The organism is Pseudomonas svalbardensis, assembly GCF_030053115.1.
Taxonomy (GTDB): Bacteria; Pseudomonadota; Gammaproteobacteria; order Pseudomonadales; family Pseudomonadaceae; genus Aquipseudomonas; species Aquipseudomonas svalbardensis.
The window spans coordinates 4,674,611-4,698,837 of record NZ_CP125619.1 but is presented as its reverse complement, the minus strand read 5'-3'; the positions used below and the strand labels follow the sequence as shown (position 1 = coordinate 4,698,837).

Genomic DNA, 24,227 nt, shown 5'->3' with positions numbered 1-24,227 from the left:
AACTGTCGAGGCTGGGCGGGTTGAAATGGGAGACAACCATGATAGATCTCTACACCGCTGCGACCCCGAATGGCCACAAGGTCTCTATCGTGCTCGAGGAACTCGGCCTGCCCTACACGGTGCACGCCTTGAGTTTCGACAAAAAGGAACAGAAGTCCGAGGGCTTCCTCAAGATCAATCCCAATGGCCGGATTCCGGCGATTGTCGACCGCGCCAACGGCGATTTCGCCGTGTTTGAATCCGGCGCGATCCTGATTTACCTGGCTGAACTGAGCGGCAAACTGCTGCCAAAAGACCCCAAGGGGCGTTCAGTGGTCCTGCAATGGCTGATGTTCCAGATGGGTGGAATCGGCCCGATGCAGGGTCAGGCCAACGTGTTTTTCCGTTATTTCCCGGAGAAGCTCCAGGGCGCCATCGACCGCTATCAACATGAAACCCGCCGCCTCTATGAAGTGCTCGACACGCGCCTGCAAGCCGTGGAGTTTCTGGCCGGTGAATACAGCATTGCCGACATCGCCACTTATCCGTGGGTCCGTGGCCATGAGTGGTCGGGTGTCGAGGTCGACGGTTTGCCGGCCCTGCAGCGCTGGATGGCAACCATGGAGGCGCGTCCGGCGGTACAGCGCGGTTTGCTGGTGCCTGAGCGCATCGATGACGCCAGTATCATCAAGGGTGCCCAGGCCATGCTGATCCGATGAGTCTATCCATGCGTTCACTCAGTCTGCTGGCGCTGTGTTGCTTCAGTCCGTTGTTATTTGCCGCCGATATTCCGGGCAGTCAGGACCTGCCGATCGTGCCGCGTATGGCCGATGCGCAGATCGTTGACTATCGTCCGGTCGCCGAACTTGAGCGGATCTATCCACTGGGCTCGATCCGCAAAATCAGCGGCCAGTTGCGCTTTGACGGCCAGGTCGCTGCCCGAGGGCAAACCACTTCGGTGACCTACGAGTTGCCACCGGAGCATTCCTCCACCGAGGCCTTCACCGCCGCTCGTGAAGCCTTGCAGAAGCAGGACGCCCAGTTGCTGTTCTGGTGCCAGGCCCGTGATTGCGGCGAAAGCAGCCTGTGGGCCAATGATGTCTTTGGCAATGCCAAGCTTTATGGCGCTGATGATCAGCAAGCGTACTTGCTGTTGCGCCTGGCGGCCCCACAGGACAACACGCTGGTGGCGCTTTACAGCATCACGCGCGGCAATCGCAAAGCGTATCTGCACGTCGAACAGTTCAACGCCGCTGCGCCACTGGGTGATTTGCTGCCGACTTCCGCAACCTTGCTTCGAGAGCTCAAAAGTACCGGTGAACTCGATTTCCCCAAATTGACCGGCGATCCTGACGAAACCTGGCTGCGCCTGATCTCTCGTGGGCTGAATCTGGATACCACGTTGCGGGTCAGTGTTTCGGGGCCGAAGGCCGAAGCCTGGCGTCAGGCACTGATCGGGCAGGGTGTGCGTACCGCCAGGATGGAAGCCGGCAGTGTCGACGGCGCTGGCTTGCACATCGAACTGTTGCGGTAAGCTTTATCAGGCGAACGCAGACACTGCGTTCGCCTACTCTTTGGCGGACTGACTTTTTTCGAGATTTAGATGATCAATAACGATCGGCTATTGGTGCAGATCCTGCTCCTGGTGCTGTTTGGCGCGAGCTTCTGGGTGATGGCGCCGTTCTGGTCGGCGCTGTTCTGGGGCGCGGTGCTGGCGTTTGCCAGCTGGCCGCTGATGCGTTTGCTGACGCGTTTGCTTAATGGTCGCGAATCTCTGGCGGCCGCAGTGCTGACGCTGGGCTGGATGTTGCTGGTGGCGTTGCCGTTGGTTTGGCTGGGGTTCAACCTCGCGGACCATGTGCGCGATGCCACGGCGTTCATCAAGGATGTGCAGGTCGACGGACTGCCGGAAGCGCCGACCTGGCTGGGCAGTATTCCCTTGGTGGGTGAGCGGTTGGTCGGGGTCTGGAACAGTATCGATCAGCAGGGCGCAGCGATGATGCTGGCGGTCAAACCTTACCTGGGCCAAGTCGGCAATTGGCTGCTGGCGCGCAGTGCGCAGATTGGCGGCGGGATACTTGAGCTGACGTTGAGTATCGTCTTCGTGTTCTTTTTCTACCGTGACGGGCCGCGTCTGGCGGCGTTTGTTCACGGGTTGCTGGAACGTCTGATTGGTGACCGTGCCGGGTATTACATTGAATTGGTGGCGGGCACGGTGCAGCGGGTGGTGAACGGCGTGATAGGGACGGCGGCGGCCCAGGCGGTTCTGGCGTTGATCGGGTTTTTGATTGCCGGGGTGCCCGGGGCGCTGGTGCTGGGGATCGTCACGTTTTTGTTGAGCCTGATTCCGATGGGGCCGCCGCTGGTGTGGATTCCGGCCACGGCCTGGCTGGCCTGGAAGGGTGAGTACGGGATGGCGGTGTTCCTCGGAATTTGGGGGATGTTCATCATCAGTGGCGTCGACAACGTGCTCAAACCGTACCTGATCAGCCGGGGCGGGAACTTGCCGTTGGTGATTGTCCTGCTCGGGGTGTTTGGCGGGCTGATTGCCTTCGGGTTTATTGGCTTGTTTATCGGCCCGACGTTGTTGGCGGTGGCTTACAGCCTGCTGAACGACTGGAGCAAGAGTCAGGCTCGGGTTGAGGATCGCCGGCCCTGAGATTTTTGGTTGAAGCTTAGGGCCCCTTCGTCGGAACGCCGCCCGGAGCAGGCTCGCTCCCACATTGATTTTGTATCGATAACAAATTATGTGATCAATGCAGATCAACAGTGGGAGCGAGCCTGCTCGCGATGCTTTTGACTCAGGTTGCGACGTTCAGGTACTTACCCACGGTCGCCACGTTGTCGAGCGAATACTGCTTGCTCAGGTTGGCGATCATTTTGTTCAGGGCTTCGGTCACGTTCGACTGATCGGTGGAGCTGTCGGTGTTTCGCTCGTGGCCGGCTTGCAACGCCGCGTTCAACTCGTCGCTGCTAACGCCGCCACTGCTGTCGCTATCCAGCACTTTGAGCAACGCGGCGCTGGTGTCGGTGCTGGTCGATGAGGTGCTGCTGGTCTGCAACGCGCTGGTCAGTTCGGTGGCGCTGACACTGCCGTCGCTGTCCGCATCGAGCTGGCTGAACAGTTCTTCGCTGGACACTTGTTGAGGGGGCGGCGGAGGCGGGGCGAGGCTGGCGGCGAGTTCGTCCTGGCTGACAGTGCCGTCTTCGTTCTTGTCCAGAGATGAGAAGATTTCTGTGCTGTTGGCGCTGCTGCCGGCGTTTGCCAGGCCGTTGCTCAGTTCATCGCTGCTGATGGCGCCGTCACCGTCGGCGTCCAGGGCGCTGATCAGCGCGTCAGCCAGTTCGGTGTTCGGTGCCTGGTCCCGTGGCGGTGGCGGCGGAGGGGCCATCGCGGCCATCTCTTTACTGCTCAGGCTGCCGCTGTCGTCGCTGTCCAGGTCGGCGAAATTCTTGCTCAGGCTGACCAGCAGACCGTCGTCGGTTTTCTGCGACAGGGCGCTCTTGAGTTCATCCTGATCCACCGCGCCGTCGCTGTTGCTGTCGAGTTTGGCGAGCAATTCTTTCTGAAATTGCTGGTTGCGGGCGGTGCTGGTCGTGGTGCTGCTGGTGCTGGTATAGCTCGTGTAACTGCTGACGCTACCGATCATTGCGCTCACTCCTTGGAATGGATAGCCGGTGGGTGCACCGGCTTATGCAGCCTCAAGGGGCAAGATGTCGTGGGTATGTGAGGTTTGTACCAAGCGGTACACAGAGCACGACAGATCCGTGTAGCAGCTGGCGAAGCCTGCGTTCGGCTGCGAAGCAGTCGTAAATCCTGCCACATCAATCGCCCTGAAACACCGCGATGGCTGGTCTAGCGACTGCTGCGCAGCCGAACGCAGGCTTCGCCAGCTACAAGGATCGAGGCAAGCGGATAACGGCGGTCAATCCACCACCGGGCGTTTCTTCCAGGCTCAACTGCCCACCCAGGCGTTCGGCCGCTTCGCGGGCGATGGTCATGCCCAGTCCGACGCCACCGGAGTTGCGGTTGCGCGATCCTTCCAGACGAAAGAACGGCTCGAACACGGCTTCACGTTTATCCGCCGCAATACCCGGCCCATGGTCGATGACCCGGATCACCAGGGTTTCGCGCGTGTCTTCAAGCGTAATCATGGCCTGCCCGGCATAACGCAGGGCATTGTCCAGCAGGTTGTTGATGCACGAACGCAAGGCCATCGGCTGCACTTGCAGCGGCGCGCAGTGGCCGCTGGTCAGAACATCGGCGCCCTGGTCCTGGGCGTTTTCACTCAGGGATTCAACCAGCGCCTGCACATCCATCCATTGCACAATTTCACTGGTCCGCTGTTCATGCAGGTAAGTGAGGGTGGCGTCGAGCATGCCAATCATGTCGTCCAGATCCTGGCGCATCTGGCCTTGCAGTTTGTTGTCGTCGATCTGCTCCAGTCGCAGCTTGAGCCGCGACAGCGGCGTGCGCAGGTCGTGGGAGACGGCGCCAAGCATCCGCGAGCGTTGCTGTACCTGTTCCCGAATGCGTTGCTGCATCTTGTTGAAGGTGTGCGCCGCTTGCCGTGCTTCCCGTGGGCCGGACTCATCCAGCGGCGGGCTGTCGAGGTTTTCGCTCAGTCGCTCGGCGGCATCGCTCAGGCGCTGGATCGGTCGGCTCAGCAGTTTGGCTCCGTACCAGGCGGCGATGATCAGCGAGACCAGTTGAAAGGTCAGCGGTACCAACGGGCCGCCGAACCACGGCCGCGGTGGCCGATTTCCGAAGCGCGGGTCCATTGGCGGGCGCTGTCCGTCGAAGTTTTCGGAAAACCCCGGCGGCGGAGGGGGGGGCGGCGGGCCGTAATAGTGAAACCAGAAAAACGCCAACAAGTGCGCCAGGATGATCGCCACCAGCAGCATGCCAAACAGGCGGCCGAAGAGCGTATCGAAGCGCACACGCATCAGCCGATGTCTCGGGCGTCGAACAGGTAACCCTCACCGCGAACGGTTTTGATCAGTTGCGGGGCTTTCGGGTCATCACCGAGTTTCTGGCGCAGGCGCGAGACCAGCAAGTCGATGCTGCGATCAAAGGCTTCGATCGAGCGACCGCGAGCGGCATCCAGCAGTTGTTCGCGGCTGAGTACCCGGCGCGGACGTTCGATGAACACCCAGAGCAAACGGAACTCGGCGTTGGACAGCGGCACCACCAGGCCATCAGCGGCGATCAATTGGCGCAGCACGCTGTTCAGGCGCCAGTTGTCGAAACGGATGTTGGCCCGTTGCTCAGTGCGATCGTCGCGTACCCGGCGCAGGATCGTCTGGATGCGCGCCACCAACTCTCGCGGTTCGAACGGCTTGGCCATGTAGTCGTCGGCACCCAGCTCCAGGCCGATGATCCGGTCGGTGGGTTCGCAGCGGGCGGTGAGCATCAGAATCGGGATGTCCGATTCGGCGCGTAGCCAGCGGCACAGCGACAAACCGTCTTCGCCGGGCAGCATCAAGTCGAGCACCACCACGTCGAAATGCTCTGCTTGCAGCGCCAGGCGCATCGCGGCGCCTTCGGTGACGCCGCTGGCGTGAATGTTGAACCGGGCCAGATAGTCGATCATCAGTTCGCGGATCGGGACGTCATCGTCGACGATCAGGGCGCGAATGCTCCAGCGTTTGTCATCGCCGGGCGCTTTTTGATCGTCGTTCACAGGTGCGTGGAGGTTGTGCATGTGTGCGTTCATCTGCCAGGTAGGCTGCCAACCACAAAGATGGGCTGCGAGGTTGTGGTTTCAGCATAGGCGTCCGGCCCGGAGGCGGGAAGTGCTGTAGGACGTGTTGCGGCTGCCGAAGGTAACGTTGAAGGGTGTTGCAGGCGTGTCATGTGTGTATCTGACTCGACACAATGGGTGTAAGGGCTAGTCTTGCTTGAGCCGCCTCGACGAATTACCGATCATCGGGTCCCGCAGAGGCGCTGGTTCCGCTACAATGCGCGCCGATTTCGACCTGCCTGAGAGCCCACTCATGTCCGCCTGCCAGACTCCTATCATCGTCGCCCTGGATTTCCCCACCCGTGACGCCGCACTGAAGCTGGCCGATCAGTTGGACCCGAAGCTGTGCCGGGTCAAAGTCGGTAAAGAATTGTTCACCAGCTGCGCTTCGGAAATCGTTGGCACCCTGCGTGACAAGGGTTTCGAAGTGTTCCTGGACCTCAAGTTCCATGACATCCCGAACACCACCGCCATGGCCGTCAAGGCGGCTGCGGAAATGGGCGTGTGGATGGTCAATGTGCACTGCTCCGGTGGTTTGCGCATGATGGCCGCGTGCCGCGAAGTGCTCGACCAGCGCACCGGTCCGAAACCACTGCTGATCGGCGTGACCGTGCTGACCAGCATGGAGCGTGAAGACCTGGCGGGTATCGGTCTGGATATCGAGCCGCAGGAGCAAGTGTTGCGCCTGGCCGCGTTGGCGGAAAAAGCCGGGATGGACGGTCTGGTTTGTTCGGCTATGGAAGCTCAGGCCCTGAAGTCGGCGCACCCGTCGTTGCAACTGGTGACCCCGGGGATTCGTCCGGCGGGCAGCGCCCAGGACGATCAGCGCCGCATTCTGACCCCGCGTCAGGCGCTGGATGCCGGTTCGGATTATCTGGTGATCGGCCGTCCGATCAGCCAGGCCGCGGATCCGGCCAAGGCGCTCGCCGCTGTGGTAGCCGAACTGGCCTAAACGCCGCTAAACCTGTGGGAGCGAGCCTGCTCGCGAAAGCGGTGTATCAGTCAACATTGATGTCGACTGACACTCCGCTTTCGCGAGCAGGCTCGCTCCCACATTGGTTTTGTGGCGACTATAAATGTCGGGTTAAACCTTCAGAACCAACTTCCCGAAATTCTCGCCGCTGAACAACTTCATCAGCGTCTCCGGGAACGTCTCCAGTCCTTCAACAATATCTTCCTTGCTCTTGAGTTGCCCCTTGGCCATCCAGCCGGCCATTTCCTGTCCGGCGGCGGCGAACTGCGTGGCATAGTCCATCACCACAAAACCTTCCATCCGCGCGCGGTTGACCAGCAGCGACAGGTAGTTGGCCGGACCTTTGACCGCTTCCTTGTTGTTGTACTGGCTGATGGCGCCACAGATCACCACCCGCGCCTTCATGTTCAGACGACTCAACACCGCGTCGAGAATGTCGCCGCCGACGTTATCGAAATACACATCGACGCCTTTCGGACATTCGCGCTTGAGGCCGGCGTGGACGTCTTCGTTTTTGTAATCGATGGCGCCGTCAAAACCCAGTTCGTCGATCAGGAACTGGCACTTGTCCGCGCCCCCGGCAATGCCGACTACCCTGCAACCTTTGATCTTGGCGATCTGCCCGGCAATGCTGCCCACCGCACCGGCCGCGCCCGACAGCACCACGGTGTCGCCAGCCTTTGGCGCGCCGACATCGAGCAGGGCGAAATATGCGGTCATCCCGGTCATGCCCAGTGCAGACAGATAGCGCGGCAGAGGCGCCAGTTTCGGATCGACCTTGTAGAAACCTCGTGGCTCGCCGAGGAAGTAATCCTGCACGCCCAAGGCACCGTTGACGTAGTCCCCGACCGCGAAGCCCGGATTATTCGAGGCAACGACTTTACCTACGCCCAATGCGCGCATCACTTCGCCGATACCGACCGGCGGGATGTAGGACTTGCCCTCGTTCATCCAGCCTCGCATGGCCGGGTCCAGGGACAGGTATTCGTTTTTGACCAGGATCTGACCCGCAACCGGTTCGCCGACCGGTACTTCTTGATAGGTGAAGGTCTCGCGGGTCGCCGCGCCCACCGGACGTTTGGCGAGCAGGAACTGGCGATTGGTCTGGGTAGTCATGACAGGCACTCAAGATGAATGAAGACTTGTTGATAGACCTTCATGAACGATGCCGCAAGTTTGGCTGATGCGGCGAATGCACATCGATCCAGTGCAGTGATAGTCGAACCGACGGTTTTATCACTGTCACTCATGGGCACCCAACCGGCCTTCTGATAGTGCTGCCGCGCCGCAGGCCCTTGTGGCTAGATTGAGAACACGCGATCCCCTGCATCTTCTCTTCGAGGACATATCAATGAGCATGACGTTTTCTGGCCAGGTCGCCGTTGTAACGGGCGCCGCCAATGGCATTGGCCGCGCGACCGCCCAGGCGTTCGCCGCTGAAGGCTTGAAAGTGGTAGTGGCTGACCTGGACGCAACGGGTGGTGAGGACACGGTGGCGCTGATTCGTGCCGCTGGCGGTGAAGCCACCTTCGTGCGCTGCAACGTCACGCTGGAAAGCGATGTAAAAAATCTGATGGACGAGGTGGTCAATACCTACGGCCGTCTCGACTATGCCTTCAACAACGCTGGCATCGAGATCGAGAAAGGCAAGTTAGCCGAAGGCACGGTCGATGAGTTCGACGCGATCATGGGCGTCAACGTCAAAGGCGTCTGGTTGTGCATGAAGTACCAGTTGCCATTGCTGTTGGCCCAGGGCGGCGGTGCAATCGTCAACACCGCATCGGTAGCTGGCCTCGGGGCTGCGCCGAAGATGAGTATTTACGCGGCGTCGAAACATGCGGTGATCGGCTTGACCAAATCGGCGGCCATCGAATACGCCAAGAAAAAGATTCGCGTGAACGCGGTGTGTCCGGCAGTGATCGACACCGACATGTTCCGCCGTGCCTATGAAGCCGACCCGAAGAAAGGTGAGTTCGCCAATGCCATGCACCCCGTCGGGCGCATCGGTAAGGTCGAGGAAATCGCCAGTGCGGTGTTGTACCTGTGCAGCGACGGCGCAGCGTTCACCACGGGGCACTCGCTGGCGGTAGACGGTGGCGTCACGGCATTCTGACCAAGCACTGCAGCGTAGGAAAAAACCCGCATTTGTGCGGGTTTTTTTTCGGTTCCTTAACGGGGCTGGGCAATGTGTTTCAAATGGTTAGAACCGACGGTTTTAGCGGCGTTGTCGCACAGCTGATCGACCAATCCTGTGATTAACTGTTTCCCGCAAAACGGACAGGAGTTTGCTTGCTCATGGAGTTGAGAATCGATCGACAGGCAATGGTGCCGGTCGTACAGCAAATCGTCGACGCACTAGCCTGCTGGCTTCGCCGTGGCGAGGTGCCGCCGGGGACGCGTTTGCCTTCCGTGCGGCAAATCGCCCGGATCAATTTGCTCAGTCAGTCCAGCGTCGTTGAGGCCTGTGAGCGTCTGGTGGCTCAAGGAGTGCTGGCGTCGCGTCATGGCGCCGGTTTCATTGTCGCCATGCCAGCGCCGGCCGCTCAAGGGCAACAGGACTGCCCCTGGTTCGAGGGGGTAGAAACGAAGCAGGGCGGCACTTCGGGCGAACTCAAACTGGGGTGTGGCGGACTGCCCGAGAGCTGGCGCGAAACTGACGACTTGAGCTACGCGATCCGTCAGGTCAGTCGCACCGACATGGCCGGCCTGTTCAACTACAGCACGCCGCTGGGCCTGCCAGCCTTGCGCCAGCAGATCCACAAACGCCTGAAACAGCTGGATATCGTGGTGGAGGAAAGCCGGATCCTGACAACGGCGGGGGCCAGTCAGGGGCTGGACCTGATCGTGCGGACCTTGTTCAAGCCGGGTGATTGCGTGGTGGTGGAGAGTCCCGGTTATTCCTTGCTGTTCGATTTGCTCAGGCTGCACGGTGTCAGCATGATCGAGGTGCCACGAACCCCGCACGGACCGGACATTGAAGTGCTTGAGGCACTGCTGGTTAAGTACAGGCCCTGCGGGATCTTTATCAATAGCTTCTATCACAATCCCACTGGCAGCAGCCTGGCGCCGGCGGTGGCGCAGCGGGTTCTGCAATTAGCCAAAACTTATGGCCTTCTGGTGATCGAAGACGACGTCTATGCGGATTTGCACAGCGGCCCCGGTACGCGCCTCGCTGCGTTGGGTATCGATGACAACGTGATCTACGTCGGCAGCTACTCCAAAACCCTCAGCAGTTCGTTGCGGGTCGGTTTTGTAGTGGCCGGCGCCGGGGTTATTTCGCGGCTGGCCGAGGTCAAGATGATCAGCAGCATGGGCGCTTCACGGTTTTGCGAGTCGGTGCTGGCAAGCCTTTTAGCCAGCGGTGCCTACCGCAAATTGGTCCAGCGCCAGCGCCAGCGTTTGAGCAATGACAGGGAGGCTGCGTTGCAAGTGCTTGAAGACGCCGAATGGGAGGTTTTCGGCAAGCCGGTTGGAGGCCTGTTCATCTGGGCGCGATCGCGGATGTCCGACTACGCTCAGGTGCGCAAACAAGCCCAGCGCTTCGGTGTCCTGTTGTCTTCAGCGACGGCATTCAGTCCCACCGCAGAGGCCAGTGGCTGGCAGCGTATCAATGTGGCCTATGCCTGTGATCCGCGAGCCCGGGCGTTTTTTCAGGCCACCGCTCGGGATCGACCTCAAGCGTTCTGAAAACGACGTAGGCGTAGCTATTTGCCATTATTCCGACGCCGGAGACTTGTGTTGATACAGGCCCGTTGCGAATCTGCGTCAACAGACTATGTCAGGGGACTAAGTGCAATGATTTCGGCCGTGCAAGGACGTTTTGCCAACCTCGGTATGGCGAAAAAACTGGGTGTCGGGTTTGTACTGGTGCTGCTGTTGACCGCCTTGGTGGCGGCCATCGGCGTATGGTCCTTGCAAACCATCAGCCAGCGCTTCGATGGGCTCAAGCAGATGTCGTCGCTCAACAGCGGTTTGCTCAAGGTGAGACTGCTCGAGCAGGAATACGCCTTGCACGGCAACCCGAAAACCGCCGATGCGCTGCGCGAGGGCGTTGACGGCCTGATCGCCCTGGCGACCCAACTGAAAGCGGCGTCTGCGGCCAACGTGCCGGTGATGAATGACGTCGAGCAGTCTTTGGGGGCTTACCGAAAGGCCTTTGACGAGTTCGTCTCGCTCAGCCAGGCCAAGGACCTGGCACTGGAGATGGCCAGTTGGTCGGTGTCCAGCGTGGCCAATAACCTCGACGTGCTGCAGGCCGGGCTGGCCGATGACGGCGCTTATACCTTGAAGGAATCCGAAGGCAAGGACGGTGGTCAGTTCATCGAACAGGCCAATCAGGTCAGCCAGGTGTCGCGGTTGATGTTGCAAGCCATGAACGAAGCGCGTGTGCGCCTGGACCTGAGCCGCAAGGGCGACGACAGCGCAGGGCAGGGCAAGATCGAACAGGCCGACCAGGCACTGACCCAGGCCGAGCAGCTGAAAACCACGGTCAAGGATGAGGGTTACCAGACTGTCCTCAATGAAGTGGTCGGACACATTGGCGGATTCAGCGAAAAACTCGCCGAGTACACCGGTCTGCTGGCCCAGGAAAAAACCGTCTATGAGCAACTCCATCAGCGCGCCGCTCAGGTGGTGGAGCGGGTGGATCAGGCCTATGTCGCCGAAGACCAGTCGATGCAGACGGAGCTGAAAAAGAACTCGCTGCTGATCATCGGTTCCTCGGCGCTGGCACTGCTGGTCGGGCTGATTGCGGCCTGGGTGATTACCCGGTTGATCGTGGCACCGCTGCGCAGTGTGATCCGTGTTGCTCAACAGATTGCCTCTGGCGATTTGAGTGCGACGGTTGAAGTGACCCGTCGTGATGAGATCGGGCAGCTGATGCAGGCCATGCAGCAGATGGGCGCAGGGCTTAGCAGTATTGTCAGCGGTTTGCAGGCGGGTATCGAACAGTTGGCCAGTTCAGCGCAGTCGTTGTCGGCGGTGACCGAGCAGACCAATCTTGAAGTCAGCAGCCAGAAGGAAGAAACCGAACAGGTCGCTACCGCGATGAACCAGATGACCGCCACCGTGCACGACGTTGCGCGTAACGCGGAGGAGGCCGCTCAGGCGGCGCAGACGGCGGACGGCAAGGTTGAAAGTGGTCAGCAGGTGGTGCGCCAGAGCATGGCGCGGATCGAACAGTTGGCGGATTCAGCTACCTCGGCCAGTTCGAGCATCGAAAGTTTGAGTGCGGAAATCCAGAACATCGGTACGGTACTGAGCGTCATCAAGAGTGTGGCCGAACAGACCAATCTGTTGGCCCTCAACGCCGCTATCGAGGCGGCTCGAGCTGGCGAGCAGGGCAGGGGCTTTGCGGTGGTGGCCGATGAAGTGCGGGCCCTGGCCAAGCGTACTCAGCAGTCTACCGAGGAGATTGAGCGACTGGTGAGTGCCTTGCGTTCGGCGGCTCAGTCTTCTGTTCAGCAGATTCAGAACAGTGGCGAGCTGGTGAAGCTGGCGGTGAGTGATGCGTTGCAGACTGAGAGTGCGCTGGGGAGTATCGCAGCGGCAGTGTCTTTGATTCAGCAGATGAACCAGCAGATTGCAGCGGCTGCCGAGGAGCAGAGTTCAGTGGCTGAGGAGATTAATCGCAGTGTCACGAGTATCCGGGCGAGTGCAGATCAGTCTTCGTTGGCGATGCAGGGGAATGCGGCTTCCAGTATTGAGTTGGCGCAGTTGGGGGTTGAGTTGAAGGGGATGGTGGGGCACTTTCGGCTCTGAGGCGTATACCTATCAACTGTGGGAGCCGGGCTTGTCGGGTCGCCGCATCGCCGCGATGGCGGCCTGACGGCTGACCTGTTTTTTTAGGGGGGGGGGCACGCCAAACTCAACGCAAAAAAAAAGCCACCTGTTTAGGTGGCTTCTCTGTTTTTTGTGATCAGTCGTAGATCACTTTTTTCTTCCAGTCCGCATCGGCCTCGACGTCTTTGAGGCCTTCGGTCAGCTGGTTCACTTCGCCTTCTGCCGGGGCGATGTTGTCCATGACTTGTGCGTTGGCGCGAGCCAGGAGTTTTTCCAGGTATTCCAGCTGTTCGGCGTAGACCTGGGGTTCCTGTTGTTTGCGCAGGTATTGCACGCCGCGCTCGAATGCCAGGCGGGCCTGGCCGGGCTGGTTCTGTTGCAGGGCGTGCTGGCCGAGGTTGTTGAAGAATTCGATGTGCAGCAGGACCAGGAGGTGGCGAACTTCGCGGATCCAGCGTTTGGCTTCGTTGGTTGGCAGGAAGCCGTCCTGTGCGGCGCGGGTGATTTGGCCGTGCATGGCTTCGAGCAGGAAGCGTACGTCTTTAGCTTTGGCTTCGGTCTGAATCGGTGCCGGCGGGTTGTTGACCGGGATCGATTCGCCATGGCCGACCAAGGCGCTCAGTTCGCCAATCCGTGCCTTGAGGTTGGAGCTGGTTTTTTCCAGATTGAGCAGGCGTTGGCAGACGTTCAATTCCAGACGGGTCAACAGCAGCTTGAGTGCCGGTGTCATCAACTGGCCGGGAAAGGTCTCGGTGATTTCGCCGCAACGACGCAGACGATCGTTGAGCTCAACCTTGGCGCGGGCCTTTTCCAGCTTATTGTTTTCCACCACATGGTTCATGTAGCCAATGGCGATCAATAGTGCGATCCCGGCTATGACTAGCAGGGTGATCATGAGTGGTGTCACCGGTAAGACCTCTTTATGGGGTTCGCGTGCGAGTGTAGTGGCTTGGCATTGGGACGCATAGCGCCACTCAGCGAGTTGAATCGGCTACTGCACTGCCTGTATCGGCCGCGTTCCTGCTTATATAAGTAATAGCGTGCGCGGTGCACAATGCCATCATCTTTGGCGTAGGTGGACTATAACGTCTTGGCGGGTGTCAGAATATAGGCGTCAAACCCCGGGCGACGGAAAAGCCCGATTAGTGTCTCAAAGCAGGGCGAAGTCATTGATTTAAATAAATTTATATCTGGGGGTTGACGACCCCTCAATCCATCCATAGAATGCGCGCCACTTACAGCGTAAAGCACACAGCGAAACGCGGTAGGGAGTGAATGTTGTACGTGTGTCCCCTTCGTCTAGTGGCCTAGGACACCGCCCTTTCACGGCGGTAACAGGGGTTCGAGTCCCCTAGGGGACGCCATATGCGGGAATAGCTCAGTTGGTAGAGCACGACCTTGCCAAGGTCGGGGTCGCGAGTTCGAGTCTCGTTTCCCGCTCCAATTTTAAACAGCGTTGCTTTCGGGCAGGGCTGAGTGAAACCAGAACCAGCATCTTCGGATGCGGATTTGGGCACTGAAATACACACCATGTGTTTCAGTTAGCGTGTCCCCTTCGTCTAGTGGCCTAGGACACCGCCCTTTCACGGCGGTAACAGGGGTTCGAGTCCCCTAGGGGACGCCATTTGCGGGAATAGCTCAGTTGGTAGAGCACGACCTTGCCAAGGTCGGGGTCGCGAGTTCGAGTCTCGTTTCCCGCTCCATATTTAACGAAAACGCCGCTCAGCAATGAGCGGCGTTTTTGTTTGCGCGTCTTTTATGGCGCAACAGAAAACAACCTTCTTCGGGAAATGCCGATCAGGTAAGCCAAGTCGCACCTTGTAGCAGCTGGCGAAGCCTGCGTTCGGCTGCGCAGCAGTCGTAAAACTGAGCGCGAGGTAGTCCTGAAGGACCGCATTGCCTGATTTCACGACTGCTGCGCAGCCGAACGCAGGCTTCGCCAGCTGCTACAGGGTATGCGTTGCTACGATCAAAGCAGTGGACCCGCCAAAATAGCGGGTCCGAAAGGGAATCAGAGCTTCGGCAACTGCCCAATACGCCCCATCATCTCGGTCACGATCTGCAGGTCCAGCAAGAACTGGTCGACGGTCTTGAACTCGTTGTCAGTGTGGCCGGTGTACTTGATCTCGGGCCTGGCCAGGCCGAATTGCACGCCATTGGGCAGTTCATGGACCGAGGTGGCGCCGGCGGAAGTACTGAACGTGTGTTCCATGCCAAGGTTTTCGCTGGCCACAGCCAGCAGGGCCTTGACCCATTCACCCTCGGGGTTGCGGTACATCGGCTCGGCGATCGAATAGTCGAAGGCCACCGCAACGTGGGTCTTCTTGCTCCAGGCGCCAAGCTTTTCGGCGATTTCGGCTTTGAGCACTTCGGGGGATTTGCCCTTCGGCACCCGCAGGTTGACCGCGAGCTTGAAGGCTTTCTCATCCATCCCGACATAGGTCAGGGAAGTGGTCAACGGTCCCATGAAGGCATCGGAAAAGCCGACCGCCAATTTGCCACCCAGGTAATCCAGCCCCCAGTTGTCGGCGGCGTAGCGAGCAGCATCGGTAATGTGGTTGTGCTTGAGCGCGACTTTTCCGTCAAGGCTGTTGATGAAATCCAGCATCCTGGCCACCGGGTTAACACCTGACTCGGGCTCGGAGGAGTGGGCCGAAACGCCGGTGACCGTCAGCTTGATGTCCTTGCCGACGACCTTGGCGGTTACCTCGAAGTTGCCGCCATTGCGCTTGGCATAATCGCTACCTGCCTTCTGCAGGCTGGCGGCCAACTCAGCAGGCTTGTCACTCAAAAGGGTGGCGACCGACGTCGACGGAATTTGGTTGGTGGCCATGCCGCCCGTCATCGAGATGATTTCAGCACCCTTGCCCTCTGCCTTGCGCTTGGCAAAGTTCGCCATGACGGTGCCGTAGCCTTTCTCGGCAATCACCACCGGGTAGCCGCCATCCAGCGCCAGGTTGTAGTTGGGTGTCGGGTTGTTTTCGAAGTAATAGGGGATGGCGTCGCCGGTAGTTTCTTCGGTGGTGTCGACCAGCAGCTTGAAATTCCTGGCCAGCGGCAGCTTCTCTTCCTTGATGACCTTCATGGCATAGAGCGACACCACGATGCCGTTCTTGTCATCCTCGGTGCCCCGGCCATACAGGCGGTCGCCGATCAAAGTGACCTTGAACGGATCAAGTTGGGTGCCGTCTTTCAGGACCCAGTTCTCCGGCGTCACGGGCACCACGTCGGCATGCGCGTGAATGCCCACGACTTCATCCCCACTGCCTTCCAGGGAGATCTCATAGACGCGATTGTCGATGTTGCGAAAGTTCAGGTTGAAGGCCTGGGCAAGGCTTTTGATCTTGTCGGCGATCTTGATGAATTCGGGATTGTCGTGCTGGGCAACGCCATCCACACGGAAGGTCGGGATGGCCACCAACTCGCGCAGGGTCTCAGTGGCGGCGCTGCCGTACTTCACGCGTGCATAGAGGCCGAGCAGGCGATGGATCTCGTTCTGCTGTTCTGAAGAAAGGGTCTTGTTGTCGAGAAAGGCACTGATGGCCGGGCCGAGGTCGTCGGTTTTGCCAAGGTCGCTTTTGGCCAGGCCTCCCAGGAACTGCCTGAAATCCGTTACCGATGCGTCGCTGAAGGTCTTGAGGATAGCCGCGCTCTGTTGCGGGGTGATGTTAGCGTGCGCTGTCAGGGTGAACGACGAAAGGCTGACCAGTATCAGAGTCGACGCGGCCAGGTGCTTGAGTGAGAAATTCATTGCTGGGGGCATTCCTTTGCAGGCGTTTGTGAGAAGTTGCTGATCGATGGGACAAGAAAACGTTCCCAAACTAACACCACGAGTGAGCAGTCCGGGAGTCCCTGAAGTGAGATCTGTCGCACAGAAATGCAAAAGCGACGCAGAAACGGAAAAGGCCCGCCAGTCGACTGAGCGGGCCTTTTGCATGGCCGCAGATTTTACATCGACAGAATCAGGCGCCCGGCGAACAGGATCAGAATCACCCCCATGGTGCGTTCGAACCAGTGCCCCATGCGCATAAACAGCAGCCGTACCCGGGCACTGGAAAAGAACAGCGCGACGATCACAAACCACAGCGCATTCACAAAACACATCCAGATTCCGTAAAGCGCCTGGATCTTCAGTGGCGTTGTGGTGCTGATGATGGTGGTGAAGATCGCCAGGAAAAACAGTGTGGCTTTCGGGTTGGTCGCGTTGGTCAGGAAGCCGGTGGTAAATGCCTTCAGCAAAGTTTGTTCTGCGACCGGTTCGTCAGGTTTGTCGCCTTCCAGTACGGTCTTGGGCTTGCTGCGCAGCAGGCTGACACCGAGGTACAAAATGTAAGCGCCACCCACAACCTTGGCCACCGTCAGCAGCCAAGGCGTCGTGTGCATCAGCGCGCCGACCCCGAGCAAGGTGTAAAGCACGTGCACGGAAATGCCCGCACCGATGCCCAGCGCCGTGCAAATCCCGACCAGTCGACCGAAGCGCACGCTCTGGCGGATGGTCACTGCGAAGTCCGGTCCGGGTGCAACCACGGCCAGAAAGTGGATAGTTGCCAGCGCCAGAAACTCGCCCAGGTAATTCGAAAGCATTTCAACTCCAGAAAGTAAGGGGTGAAGCATTGCCGCGATAGCCGACAAAGAACGAAAGGCTCAAGCGCGGATCAGCCACACCCGGTGTCACCGAGTGCATGCAGCGCGAATTGAACATGATGAAATCACCCGGCTCGGGAAGAATCTCCAGGGTCGGAGTCCCGAGCAGAGCCGGATCGATTCCGTAACTGTCGCCACGCATTTCGTCAAACTGGTCCGGGGAGATGTCGTGGTCCCACATCTGCAGTGCACCGCCCTCGGCGGGCATGTTCAGGTAAACATTGCAGGCGAACTGCGCTTCCAGGCTTTTAGCCTGGTAACTGTCCGGGGCGTCCTTGGCGAAAATGTCGTGGTGGGCCAGAAAACAGATCCCGGGTTTTACCACCCGGGACAGCCCGACATACATCTTGCGACCGTAGAGATTTTCCAGGTGCGCACCCGCCGGCCAGGACTCGTCGAGCATGCAGCGCAGGGTGTCGACGGGGGACGAATAGGGCGCACACCGGTTGCGCAATTCCGCAATGTTGCGGGTGGCACGTTCGAAATAATCTTCGATCAGCAGCGGCTGGTTTTCCGCTTCATAAAACGCCATGCCGATGCGACCGATGCTCGGCGCATTGATATAGCCTTCAAAGCCCGGGGCGAGGATCTTGTCGCCAATCTGAATCGCCAGCGGCTTGGGCAACAAGCCTTTGACGCGGACGGCGAGGACTTCTTCGTTGGCCAGTTTTTTTATGCACGTCTCATCGAGACGCTCGACGTCAAGCATCATGTCTTAGGTCCATCTATCAGATAGTCAACAGAACCCGCGACCGCAGGTTCCCCCGGCGTCAGGCGATGACAGGAACGGTATCGCCCAAATGCTCAATCCACGCTGTAGTGGACTGATAGCGTTCCCTTCTTCAGTGAAAGGGAAGTGATCGTGACCGTGCCCAAATCCTTCAGGCTGCGTACATGGGTGCCGCCGCAGCCGTAGGCGGGCAGTTCACCGAAACCGATTTCCCGGGCGCCTTCACGCATCGATGTCAGGCGCGGAAAATCATGGGCGATCCACTGCTCGATGCCGTGCTGAACCATCTCGGCATCAACCTCTTTTGCCGACTCTGCCGGTTTGAATTGCACGCGTCCTTCGCCCGGCCAGTGATGAGCCTTGATCGGCATCCAGCCCATGGCCTGGACGAAGTGGCCGATCAGGTGGCCGGCGGAATGCATGCGTGAGTTGAACTGGCGGCGTTGTTCGTCGACCCGAATCTGAGTCATGCCCGGTTTTACCGGATGGTCGACGAAATGAATGATCCGCTCTGGATCCTGAACAACCCGCAGGACCTGGCTTTCGCCGATCCAACCGGTGTCAAAGGGCTGTCCTCCGCCTTGGGGATGAAACAACGTGGCGCGCAGCACCACGGCAAATTCGTTCTCATGGGGCGTGCAATCCAGGACTTCCACATTGGCCTTGAGGTCATCACTATGGAAAAAGAGGCGAAGCGTCATATTCCATGCCCTTATTAACAATTCTATTTTTTATTATATGGAGCGTGGAATTGCGTGATAATCCGTTCAAACATCAAAGGACTGTTGCGCTGTGAGCATAAATCTTCCACTGCCATTGCTCGGTGAAATGGCGATCTTCGTCAAGGTTGTCGAGACTGGCAGCTTCTCCGAGGCTGCTCGACAGTTGGGTTCTTCACCCTCGGCGGTCAGTCGCAGCATTTCGCGCTTGGAGAAGGCGCTTGCCACCCGTTTGCTGCAGAGAACCACGCGCAAGTTGCGCTTGAGCGACGGTGGCGAAGAGGTGTTCAAGCGCTGCCAGGAGATGGTCAGCGCAGCCAAATCGGTGATGGAAATCAGCGGCCAGTTCACCCATGAAGCGGAAGGACTGGTGCGCGTCAGTGTGCCGAAGGCGGTGGGGCGTTTCGTGATTCATCCGCATATGCCGGAATTTTTGCGTCGCTATCCCAAAGTGGACGTGGAGTTGTTGCTCGAGGACCGCCAGGTGGATTTGATCGACGACAACGTTGATCTGGCGATTCGTATTACAGATCGGCCACCTGCTGGACTGGTCGGGCGGCAATTGCTGACCATCGATCATATGCTCTGTGCAACGCCGCAATACCTGGCCGAACACGGCACACCGACCCATCCCCACGACTTGCTCAACCACAGCTGCATCTATCTGGGCGAAACGCCGAGCGATGCACGCTGGAAATTCAAGAAAGGCACCAAGGCTGTAACCGTTGGCGTGCGCGGACGTTATGCGGCCAATCACACCGGCGTGCGGTTGGGCGCAGTGTTGCAGCACATCGGGATTGGCAGCCTGCCGTATTTCACCGCACGTTATGCGCTGGAGCAGGGACTGATCGTGCAGGTGTTGCCGGACTGGACCTTTCTGGCGTCTTACCACGGCGGTGCCTGGCTGCTGCATTCGCCGACCCGTTATTTGCCACCGAAGTTACGGGTGCTGATCGACTATCTGGTGGAGTGCCTGGAAAAGGAACCGACCCTGAGCAAGCCTGGCAAGTTGAGTGGCTCGGGTAAGGTCGCGGTAGAGTATGAGTTGCCGGAGAGTGATGGATTGCTCTGAAGCGAAGATCAAAAAAAGGCCCGCATGTTCAACCATGCGGGCCTTTTGTATTTCTGACCGGGGATCAGTGTTTGCTGTCGTCTTTCGACATCGCCAGCAGCTGTTTTTCCTGGTTCCAGTCGAACGGTTCGTCGTTTTGTTCGGCTTCGAAACGACGTTCTTCCAGCGCCTGGTACACGTCGATTTCATCGTCGGGCATGTAATGCAGGCAGTCACCGGCGAAGTACCACAGCAGGTCGCGCGGGACCAGGTGAGCGATTTGCGGGTAGCGGGTGATCACCTGGCACAGAATGTCCTGGCCCAGGTATTGGCTTTCGATCGGGTCGACCGGCAGCAACGCACGCAGTTCGTCGAAGCGCTCCAGGAACAAGGCATGGCTTTCTTCGGGAACCTGTTCGGCCTCACCTACGGCGACCAGGATGCTGCGCAGGTGGTCGAGCAAGACAAGATGATCGGCAACGACATTGGACACGAGATAAGTCCTCAAGAGCAAAACGGGCGCGGGAGTATAAAGCCCCTGCGCCCGTTTTTACATGGTGGAGAGTACAACATGGATCAGCGGACCTTTCCGTCTGCCAGCGCCAGCTCCTCTTTGTCGAAATCATCGACATCAATCACCTTGCGCCGCGCCGCTTCGGCGTCACGCAAGGTCTGCGCTTCCCCGGGCTGCAACACGCCAGCCTCAAGCGCTGCATCGATGACGTGTTCCCCGGCGACCGGTTTGACCTGGCCGCTTTTGAGCGCGACATGAAGCTTTTTGCGCAGCGGTTGCGCGGCACTCAGCAGGTTACATGCATGTTGCAGGGCGCCGACCGGGTCATCAGTGGATTGCGGCCGGTAGCAACCGCCGAGCAACTCTTCCAGGGTCGGATCGCCCTTGGCGCGACCGATCACCGCCGCCACTTCGGCGCCGAGTTTGTCCGATGGCCCTTTGTGACGACGCCCGAACGGGAACACGATCACCCGCAACAGGCAACCCAACACCTTGTTCGGGAAGTTGCTCAGCAGTTCATCCAGCGCTCGTTCCGACTGACCCAGGCTTTCTTCCATGGCCCAGGTAAACAGCGGTGCCATGTGCTCCGGTGAATCGAGGTCGTGGTAACGCTTGAGTGCGGCGGAGGCGAGGTACATGTTGCTGAGTACATCCCCCAGACGCGCCGACAGGCGTTCGCGTCGTTTCAGTTCGCCGCCCAGCAACATCATGCTCAGGTCAGCCAGCATGGCGAACGCGGCAGCCTGACGGTTGAGCGCACGGAAATAACTCTGGCTGAGCTTGTCTCCCGGAGCGTGTTCGAAGTGACCGAAGCCGAGGTTCAGCACCAGCGTGCTGGCAGCATTGCTCACGGCAAAACCGATGTGTTTGAGTAGCAAGCCGTCGAATTCTATGAGTGCCTGATCCTTGTCTTCACGGCCGGCGAGGGCCATTTCTTTCAGTACGAAGGGATGGCAGCGAATTGCTCCCTGACCGAAGATCATCAGGTTGCGCGATAGAATGTTCGCGCCTTCCACGGTGATGAAAATCGGCGCGCCATTCCAGCTGCGACCGAGGTAGTTGTTCGGCCCCATGATGATTGCCTTGCCGCCATGAACATCCATGGCGTGGCTGATGCACTCGCGGCCGCGTTCAGTGAGGTGGTACTTGAGAATCGCCGACAGCACCGATGGCTTCTCGCCCAAATCCACTGCATTGGCGGTGAGCATCCGCGCGGCGTCCATCATCCAGGCGTTGCCGCCGATACGGGCCATCGCTTCCTGAATACCTTCGAAGGCCGACAGTGGAACATTGAATTGTTCACGGACCTGAGCGTACTGGCCGGTCACCAGACTGGTGAACTTGGCGGCGCCGGTGCCGACCGCTGGCAACGAAATCGAACGCCCGACCGACAGGCAGTTCATCAGCATCATCCAGCCTTTGCCGAGCATTTCCTGGCCGCCGATGAGGAACTCCAACGGTACGAAGACATCTTTGCCGGAGTTCGGGCCGTTCATGAATGCAGCGCCCAACGGCAGATGGCGGCGGCCGATTTCAACCCCGGCGGTATCAGTTGGGATCAGCGCGAGGCTGATGCCTAAATCGACTTCGTCGCCCAACAAGTGATCCGGGTCGTAGGCCTTGAAGGCCAGGCCGAGGAGGGTGGCGACCGGGCCGAGCGTGATGTAACGCTTTTCCCAGTTCAAGCGCAGACCGAGGGTTTCCTTGCCTTCCCATTCACCTTTGCAGATCACCCCGGTGTCGGGCATGGCGCCGGCATCAGAGCCGGCCAGTGGACCGGTCAATGCGAAACACGGGATGTCATCGCCACGCGCCAGTCGTGGCAGGTAATGGTTGCGTTGTTCGTCGGTGCCGTAATGCAGCAGCAATTCCGCGGGGCCGAGGGAGTTGGGGACCATCACGGTGGACGCGAGGTCGCCGCTGCGGGTTGCCAGTTTCATCGCCACCTGGGAGTGGGCATAGGCGGAGAAACCCTTGCCGCCGAACTCCTTGGGAATGATCAGGGCGAAGAAGCCGTTTTCCTTGATGTGGGTCCAGGCTTCGGCCGGCAGGTCCATGGTTTGACCGATCTGCCAGTCGCTGACCATGGCGCAGAGTTCTTCGGTCGGGCCGTCGATAAAGGCCTGTTCCTCTTCGCTCAGCTGTGCTTTTGGATAGGACAGCAGTTTGTTCCAGTCCGGGCGACCGCTGAACAGTTCGCCGTCCCACCACACGGTGCCGGCATCGATCGCATCGCGTTCGGTTTCCGACATCGGCGGCAGGGTTTTCTGGAACCAGCTGAACAGCGGCGCACTGAAATACTTACGGCGCAGGTCGGGGAGCAACAAGGGCGCTGCGACAGCCGCGATCAACACCCAGAGAACCAGCAGCAACCAGCCGGGCGCGCGGCTGAAAGCGCCCATCGCCACCACGTAAACGGCAACGACACACAGGGCGGGCAGTGGGGCGATACGACGGTGGGCTAAATACGCAATCCCGACAACCAGAACCAGTATCCACAACAGCAGCATATTTAATCCTCCGTGAAACTAGGGCAAAACCAACTTTCAGAGCTTAGACGGCATCCGCAAAACAGGGTGGTCAGAGCGATGTGATTGAATTCGTGGGAAACCATGGATGAGTTTTGTAGGTCCGGTGGGCAACAGGCCAGGGAAATCGTTCGTTGGGCGGGCGGCAAAGCGTCCATGTTTGGCCGAAACGTCGTTATCTCTGTGCTGAACGTGTCGCTAGACTCGTGGCTTCCCCAGGAGATTGTTCTCATGCACGAGTATCTGAGTCCCGGCCGCTTCATCGATAGTGACCACCCGTCGGTGGTGGAGTTCGCCGAAAAACATCGCGGCAGCCGTCGCGATCCTCTAGAGCAGGCGATCAATCTCTATTACGCCGTGCGCGAAGCCGTGCGTTACAACCCTTACACCTTCAGTCGCGTCCCGGATACCTTGCGCGGCAGTTATGCGTTGGCAGCGGGGGAGAGTTATTGCGTGCCCAAAGCCACGCTGCTGGCCGGGTGCGCCCGACATTGCGCGATCCCTGCGCGTATCGGCCTGGCGGACGTGCGCAATCATTTATCGACGCCGCGGTTGCTCGAGTTGCTCAAGAGCGATGTGTTCGCCATGCACGGCTATACGGAGCTGTATCTGAACGGCCGCTGGGTAAAAGCCACGCCAGCGTTCAACCAAGGCTTGTGCGAACTGTTCAATGTCGCACCACTTGAATTCGACGGCATCAACGACAGCGTTTTCCATCCGTTCAATCGCGACGGCGAGCAATTGATGGAATACCTGATCGACCACGGCCAGTTCACCGACGTGCCTGAATCGTTCTTTTTCGAGCACCTCGAGAAGTGCTATCCGCATCTGTTCAGCGACACACTGCCCGCGCTGCTGGGTGACATGCAGAGCGATTTGAGTCGCGCCTGATCCGGCGTATGCTGCCTGCGCATTCATCCATAAAGAGGCGGTCATGCTGAAGATCTGGGGTCGGAAAAACTCGTCGAATGTCAGAAAGCCGTTGTGGGCCGCCGAGGAGCTGGGCCTGGCCTATGAAGCCATCGATGCGGGCGGCGCCTTTGGTGTAGTCGATACGCCGCAGTATCGCGCGATGAACCCCAATGGTCGCGTGCCGGTGATTGAAGACGAGGGTTTCGTGCTGTGGGAATCCAACGCCATCGTGCGTTACCTGATGGCTCGCCACGCCAACGGCACGGCCTGGTATCCAGAGGATCTGCAGGCCCGGGCTTCGGCCGACAAGTGGATGGACTGGACCACTTCAAGTTTTGCCGGCCCGTTCCGCACGGTGTTCTGGGGCGTGTTACGTACATCGGAAAGTCAACAGGACTGGCCCGCAATCAACGCCGCGATCAAGGAGTGCGATGGCCTGCTGTCGATGGCTGATCAGGCGCTGGCGACCCAACCATACCTGTCCGGCGATGAGATTGGCATGGGCGACATTTCTCTGGGCAGTTTCATTTATGCCTGGTTCGAGATGCCGATCGAGCGCGCGCCGCAGCCTCATTTGCAAGCCTGGTATGCACGGCTGAAACAGCGTCCGGCGTATCAGAAAGCCGTTATGACCGCGTTGACTTAATACTCA

22 protein-coding genes, 4 tRNA genes and 1 pseudogene are annotated in these 24,227 nt (G+C 59.1%); 15 read left to right on the top strand and 12 right to left on the bottom strand.

From position 1 onward, the window contains the following. Positions 1 to 38: 38 nt before the first annotated feature. From QFX16_RS21710 to QFX16_RS21700, 3 genes are all read left to right on the top strand, one after another. Positions 39 to 698 carry a glutathione S-transferase family protein gene (locus QFX16_RS21710; RefSeq protein WP_056745055.1) on the top strand — a complete coding sequence of 220 codons (660 nt, stop codon included), beginning with the start codon at positions 39 to 41 and terminating at the stop codon, positions 696 to 698. An 8-nt stretch (positions 699 to 706) separates the two neighbouring features. Continuing rightward, the gene (locus QFX16_RS21705) at positions 707 to 1,513 is read left to right on the top strand and encodes a DUF4892 domain-containing protein (protein WP_283181291.1); all 807 of its coding nucleotides are present in this window, start codon (positions 707 to 709) and stop codon (positions 1,511 to 1,513) included. Positions 1,514 to 1,582: 69 nt separating this feature from the next. Continuing rightward, positions 1,583 to 2,638: an AI-2E family transporter gene (locus tag QFX16_RS21700; protein ID WP_095132397.1), complete on the top strand. Its 1,056-nt coding sequence runs from the start codon at positions 1,583 to 1,585 to the stop codon at positions 2,636 to 2,638. A gap of 142 nt (positions 2,639 to 2,780) precedes the next feature. Here the strand turns inward: QFX16_RS21700 and xopAW are convergent, their stop codons facing one another. The 3 genes from xopAW to QFX16_RS21685 all read right to left on the bottom strand — a co-directional run bounded on the left by xopAW (position 2,781) and on the right by QFX16_RS21685 (position 5,684). Continuing rightward, positions 2,781 to 3,629 (bottom strand): EF-hand domain-containing protein, encoded by an 849-nt coding sequence (xopAW, locus tag QFX16_RS21695; RefSeq protein WP_283181290.1) that lies wholly within the window; start codon positions 3,627 to 3,629, stop codon positions 2,781 to 2,783. A 244-nt stretch (positions 3,630 to 3,873) separates the two neighbouring features. Then, positions 3,874 to 4,926, bottom strand: coding sequence for a sensor histidine kinase (locus QFX16_RS21690; RefSeq protein ID WP_283181289.1), 1,053 nt, complete (start codon positions 4,924 to 4,926; stop codon positions 3,874 to 3,876). After that, complete coding sequence (locus QFX16_RS21685; protein WP_283181288.1) at positions 4,926 to 5,684, bottom strand: response regulator; 759 nt, start codon at positions 5,682 to 5,684, stop codon at positions 4,926 to 4,928. Before QFX16_RS21685 ends, QFX16_RS21690 begins: the two co-directional genes overlap by 1 nt. A 292-nt stretch (positions 5,685 to 5,976) precedes the next feature. Here QFX16_RS21685 and pyrF point away from each other — a divergent pair, with 292 nt between their 5' ends. Beyond that, positions 5,977 to 6,675 carry an orotidine-5'-phosphate decarboxylase gene (gene pyrF, locus QFX16_RS21680; RefSeq protein WP_178122744.1) on the top strand — a complete coding sequence of 233 codons (699 nt, stop codon included), beginning with the start codon at positions 5,977 to 5,979 and terminating at the stop codon, positions 6,673 to 6,675. 132 nt (positions 6,676 to 6,807) lie between these two features. On the opposite strand, the gene QFX16_RS21675 is transcribed toward pyrF, so the two are convergent. Both QFX16_RS21675 and QFX16_RS21670 read right to left on the bottom strand, forming a co-directional pair. Then, positions 6,808 to 7,812 carry an NADP-dependent oxidoreductase gene (locus tag QFX16_RS21675; protein ID WP_283181287.1) on the bottom strand — a complete coding sequence of 335 codons (1,005 nt, stop codon included), beginning with the start codon at positions 7,810 to 7,812 and terminating at the stop codon, positions 6,808 to 6,810. After that, positions 7,809 to 7,946, bottom strand: a complete 138-nt coding sequence (locus QFX16_RS21670) for a hypothetical protein (RefSeq protein WP_283181286.1) — start codon at positions 7,944 to 7,946, stop codon at positions 7,809 to 7,811. Before QFX16_RS21670 ends, QFX16_RS21675 begins: the two co-directional genes overlap by 4 nt. 101 nt (positions 7,947 to 8,047) lie before the next feature. Between QFX16_RS21670 and QFX16_RS21665 the strand changes: the two genes are divergently transcribed. From QFX16_RS21665 to QFX16_RS29820, 4 genes and pseudogenes are all read left to right on the top strand, one after another. After that, positions 8,048 to 8,809 carry an SDR family oxidoreductase gene (locus QFX16_RS21665; protein ID WP_283181285.1) on the top strand — a complete coding sequence of 254 codons (762 nt, stop codon included), beginning with the start codon at positions 8,048 to 8,050 and terminating at the stop codon, positions 8,807 to 8,809. Between the two features lie 182 nt (positions 8,810 to 8,991). Continuing rightward, the gene (locus QFX16_RS21660; RefSeq protein WP_283181284.1) at positions 8,992 to 10,383 is read left to right on the top strand and encodes an aminotransferase-like domain-containing protein; all 1,392 of its coding nucleotides are present in this window, start codon (positions 8,992 to 8,994) and stop codon (positions 10,381 to 10,383) included. A 108-nt stretch (positions 10,384 to 10,491) separates the two neighbouring features. Continuing rightward, positions 10,492 to 11,595 (top strand): annotated as a pseudogene (locus tag QFX16_RS29825) (HAMP domain-containing protein); the annotation flags it as partial. Then, positions 11,575 to 12,456: a methyl-accepting chemotaxis protein gene (locus QFX16_RS29820; RefSeq protein ID WP_371317146.1), complete on the top strand. Its 882-nt coding sequence runs from the start codon at positions 11,575 to 11,577 to the stop codon at positions 12,454 to 12,456. The pseudogene QFX16_RS29825 and the gene QFX16_RS29820, both read left to right, overlap by 21 nt. Positions 12,457 to 12,613: 157 nt before the next feature. On the opposite strand, the gene QFX16_RS21650 is transcribed toward QFX16_RS29820, so the two are convergent. Beyond that, positions 12,614 to 13,372 carry a hypothetical protein gene (locus QFX16_RS21650; protein ID WP_283181282.1) on the bottom strand — a complete coding sequence of 253 codons (759 nt, stop codon included), beginning with the start codon at positions 13,370 to 13,372 and terminating at the stop codon, positions 12,614 to 12,616. Positions 13,373 to 13,765: 393 nt separating this feature from the next. On the opposite strand from QFX16_RS21650, the gene QFX16_RS21645 reads away from it, so the two are divergent. From QFX16_RS21645 to QFX16_RS21630, 4 genes are all read left to right on the top strand, one after another. Next, positions 13,766 to 13,841, top strand: a tRNA-Glu gene (locus QFX16_RS21645). Positions 13,842 to 13,844: 3 nt separating this feature from the next. Then, a tRNA-Gly gene (locus tag QFX16_RS21640) sits at positions 13,845 to 13,920 on the top strand. Positions 13,921 to 14,025: 105 nt separating this feature from the next. Then, positions 14,026 to 14,101 (top strand) — tRNA-Glu (locus tag QFX16_RS21635). Positions 14,102 to 14,104: 3 nt separating this feature from the next. Further along, a tRNA-Gly gene (locus QFX16_RS21630) sits at positions 14,105 to 14,180 on the top strand. Positions 14,181 to 14,488: 308 nt separating this feature from the next. Here the strand turns inward: QFX16_RS21630 and QFX16_RS21625 are convergent. The 4 genes from QFX16_RS21625 to QFX16_RS21610 form a co-directional block, all read right to left on the bottom strand. Next, positions 14,489 to 16,228 carry a dipeptidase gene (locus QFX16_RS21625; RefSeq protein WP_283181281.1) on the bottom strand — a complete coding sequence of 580 codons (1,740 nt, stop codon included), beginning with the start codon at positions 16,226 to 16,228 and terminating at the stop codon, positions 14,489 to 14,491. 197 nt (positions 16,229 to 16,425) lie between these two features. Continuing rightward, positions 16,426 to 17,061: a LysE family translocator gene (locus QFX16_RS21620; RefSeq protein WP_283181280.1), complete on the bottom strand. Its 636-nt coding sequence runs from the start codon at positions 17,059 to 17,061 to the stop codon at positions 16,426 to 16,428. A 1-nt stretch (position 17,062) separates the two neighbouring features. Continuing rightward, positions 17,063 to 17,833, bottom strand: a complete 771-nt coding sequence (locus QFX16_RS21615) for a 2OG-Fe(II)-dependent halogenase WelO5 family protein (RefSeq protein WP_283181279.1) — start codon at positions 17,831 to 17,833, stop codon at positions 17,063 to 17,065. 92 nt (positions 17,834 to 17,925) lie between these two features. Next, a complete protein-coding gene (locus QFX16_RS21610; RefSeq protein ID WP_283181278.1) occupies positions 17,926 to 18,552 on the bottom strand; it encodes an alanyl-tRNA editing protein in 627 nt (208 codons plus the stop codon). A gap of 91 nt (positions 18,553 to 18,643) precedes the next feature. Between QFX16_RS21610 and QFX16_RS21605 the strand changes: the two genes are divergently transcribed. Then, entirely contained in the window at positions 18,644 to 19,642 is a 999-nt protein-coding gene (locus QFX16_RS21605) for a LysR family transcriptional regulator (RefSeq protein WP_283181277.1), read from the top strand. Between the two features lie 64 nt (positions 19,643 to 19,706). On the opposite strand, the gene QFX16_RS21600 is transcribed toward QFX16_RS21605, so the two are convergent. Beyond that, a complete protein-coding gene (locus tag QFX16_RS21600; RefSeq protein WP_283181276.1) occupies positions 19,707 to 20,114 on the bottom strand; it encodes a PA2817 family protein in 408 nt (135 codons plus the stop codon). Between the two features lie 83 nt (positions 20,115 to 20,197). After that, positions 20,198 to 22,645 (bottom strand): acyl-CoA dehydrogenase, encoded by a 2,448-nt coding sequence (locus QFX16_RS21595; RefSeq protein WP_283181275.1) that lies wholly within the window; start codon positions 22,643 to 22,645, stop codon positions 20,198 to 20,200. Between the two features lie 249 nt (positions 22,646 to 22,894). Here QFX16_RS21595 and QFX16_RS21590 point away from each other — a divergent pair, with 249 nt between their 5' ends. Together QFX16_RS21590 and QFX16_RS21585 are read left to right on the top strand one after the other, a co-directional pair. Continuing rightward, positions 22,895 to 23,554: a transglutaminase-like domain-containing protein gene (locus QFX16_RS21590; RefSeq protein ID WP_283181274.1), complete on the top strand. Its 660-nt coding sequence runs from the start codon at positions 22,895 to 22,897 to the stop codon at positions 23,552 to 23,554. 43 nt (positions 23,555 to 23,597) lie between these two features. Then, a complete protein-coding gene (locus tag QFX16_RS21585) occupies positions 23,598 to 24,221 on the top strand; it encodes a glutathione S-transferase family protein (RefSeq protein ID WP_283181273.1) in 624 nt (207 codons plus the stop codon). Positions 24,222 to 24,227: the final 6 nt, after the last annotated feature.

Bases quoted from the DNA above. Each gene is read 5' to 3' on its own strand.
- QFX16_RS21710 (WP_056745055.1), top strand. From the start codon at position 39: ATGATAGATCTCTACACCGCTGCGACCCCGAATGGCCACAAGGTCTCT.
- QFX16_RS21705 (WP_283181291.1), top strand. From the start codon at position 707: ATGCGTTCACTCAGTCTGCTGGCGCTGTGTTGCTTCAGTCCGTTGTTA.
- QFX16_RS21700 (WP_095132397.1), top strand. From the start codon at position 1,583: ATGATCAATAACGATCGGCTATTGGTGCAGATCCTGCTCCTGGTGCTG.
- xopAW (WP_283181290.1), bottom strand. From the start codon at position 3,629: ATGATCGGTAGCGTCAGCAGTTACACGAGCTATACCAGCACCAGCAGC.
- QFX16_RS21690 (WP_283181289.1), bottom strand. From the start codon at position 4,926: ATGCGTGTGCGCTTCGATACGCTCTTCGGCCGCCTGTTTGGCATGCTG.
- QFX16_RS21685 (WP_283181288.1), bottom strand. From the start codon at position 5,684: ATGCACAACCTCCACGCACCTGTGAACGACGATCAAAAAGCGCCCGGC.
- pyrF (WP_178122744.1), top strand. From the start codon at position 5,977: ATGTCCGCCTGCCAGACTCCTATCATCGTCGCCCTGGATTTCCCCACC.
- QFX16_RS21675 (WP_283181287.1), bottom strand. From the start codon at position 7,812: ATGACTACCCAGACCAATCGCCAGTTCCTGCTCGCCAAACGTCCGGTG.
- QFX16_RS21670 (WP_283181286.1), bottom strand. From the start codon at position 7,946: ATGAGTGACAGTGATAAAACCGTCGGTTCGACTATCACTGCACTGGAT.
- QFX16_RS21665 (WP_283181285.1), top strand. From the start codon at position 8,048: ATGAGCATGACGTTTTCTGGCCAGGTCGCCGTTGTAACGGGCGCCGCC.
- QFX16_RS21660 (WP_283181284.1), top strand. From the start codon at position 8,992: ATGGAGTTGAGAATCGATCGACAGGCAATGGTGCCGGTCGTACAGCAA.
- QFX16_RS29820 (WP_371317146.1), top strand. From the start codon at position 11,575: ATGCAGGCCATGCAGCAGATGGGCGCAGGGCTTAGCAGTATTGTCAGC.
- QFX16_RS21650 (WP_283181282.1), bottom strand. From the start codon at position 13,372: ATGATCACCCTGCTAGTCATAGCCGGGATCGCACTATTGATCGCCATT.
- QFX16_RS21625 (WP_283181281.1), bottom strand. From the start codon at position 16,228: ATGAATTTCTCACTCAAGCACCTGGCCGCGTCGACTCTGATACTGGTC.
- QFX16_RS21620 (WP_283181280.1), bottom strand. From the start codon at position 17,061: ATGCTTTCGAATTACCTGGGCGAGTTTCTGGCGCTGGCAACTATCCAC.
- QFX16_RS21615 (WP_283181279.1), bottom strand. From the start codon at position 17,833: ATGATGCTTGACGTCGAGCGTCTCGATGAGACGTGCATAAAAAAACTG.
- QFX16_RS21610 (WP_283181278.1), bottom strand. From the start codon at position 18,552: ATGACGCTTCGCCTCTTTTTCCATAGTGATGACCTCAAGGCCAATGTG.
- QFX16_RS21595 (WP_283181275.1), bottom strand. From the start codon at position 22,645: ATGCTGCTGTTGTGGATACTGGTTCTGGTTGTCGGGATTGCGTATTTA.
- QFX16_RS21590 (WP_283181274.1), top strand. From the start codon at position 22,895: ATGCACGAGTATCTGAGTCCCGGCCGCTTCATCGATAGTGACCACCCG.
- QFX16_RS21585 (WP_283181273.1), top strand. From the start codon at position 23,598: ATGCTGAAGATCTGGGGTCGGAAAAACTCGTCGAATGTCAGAAAGCCG.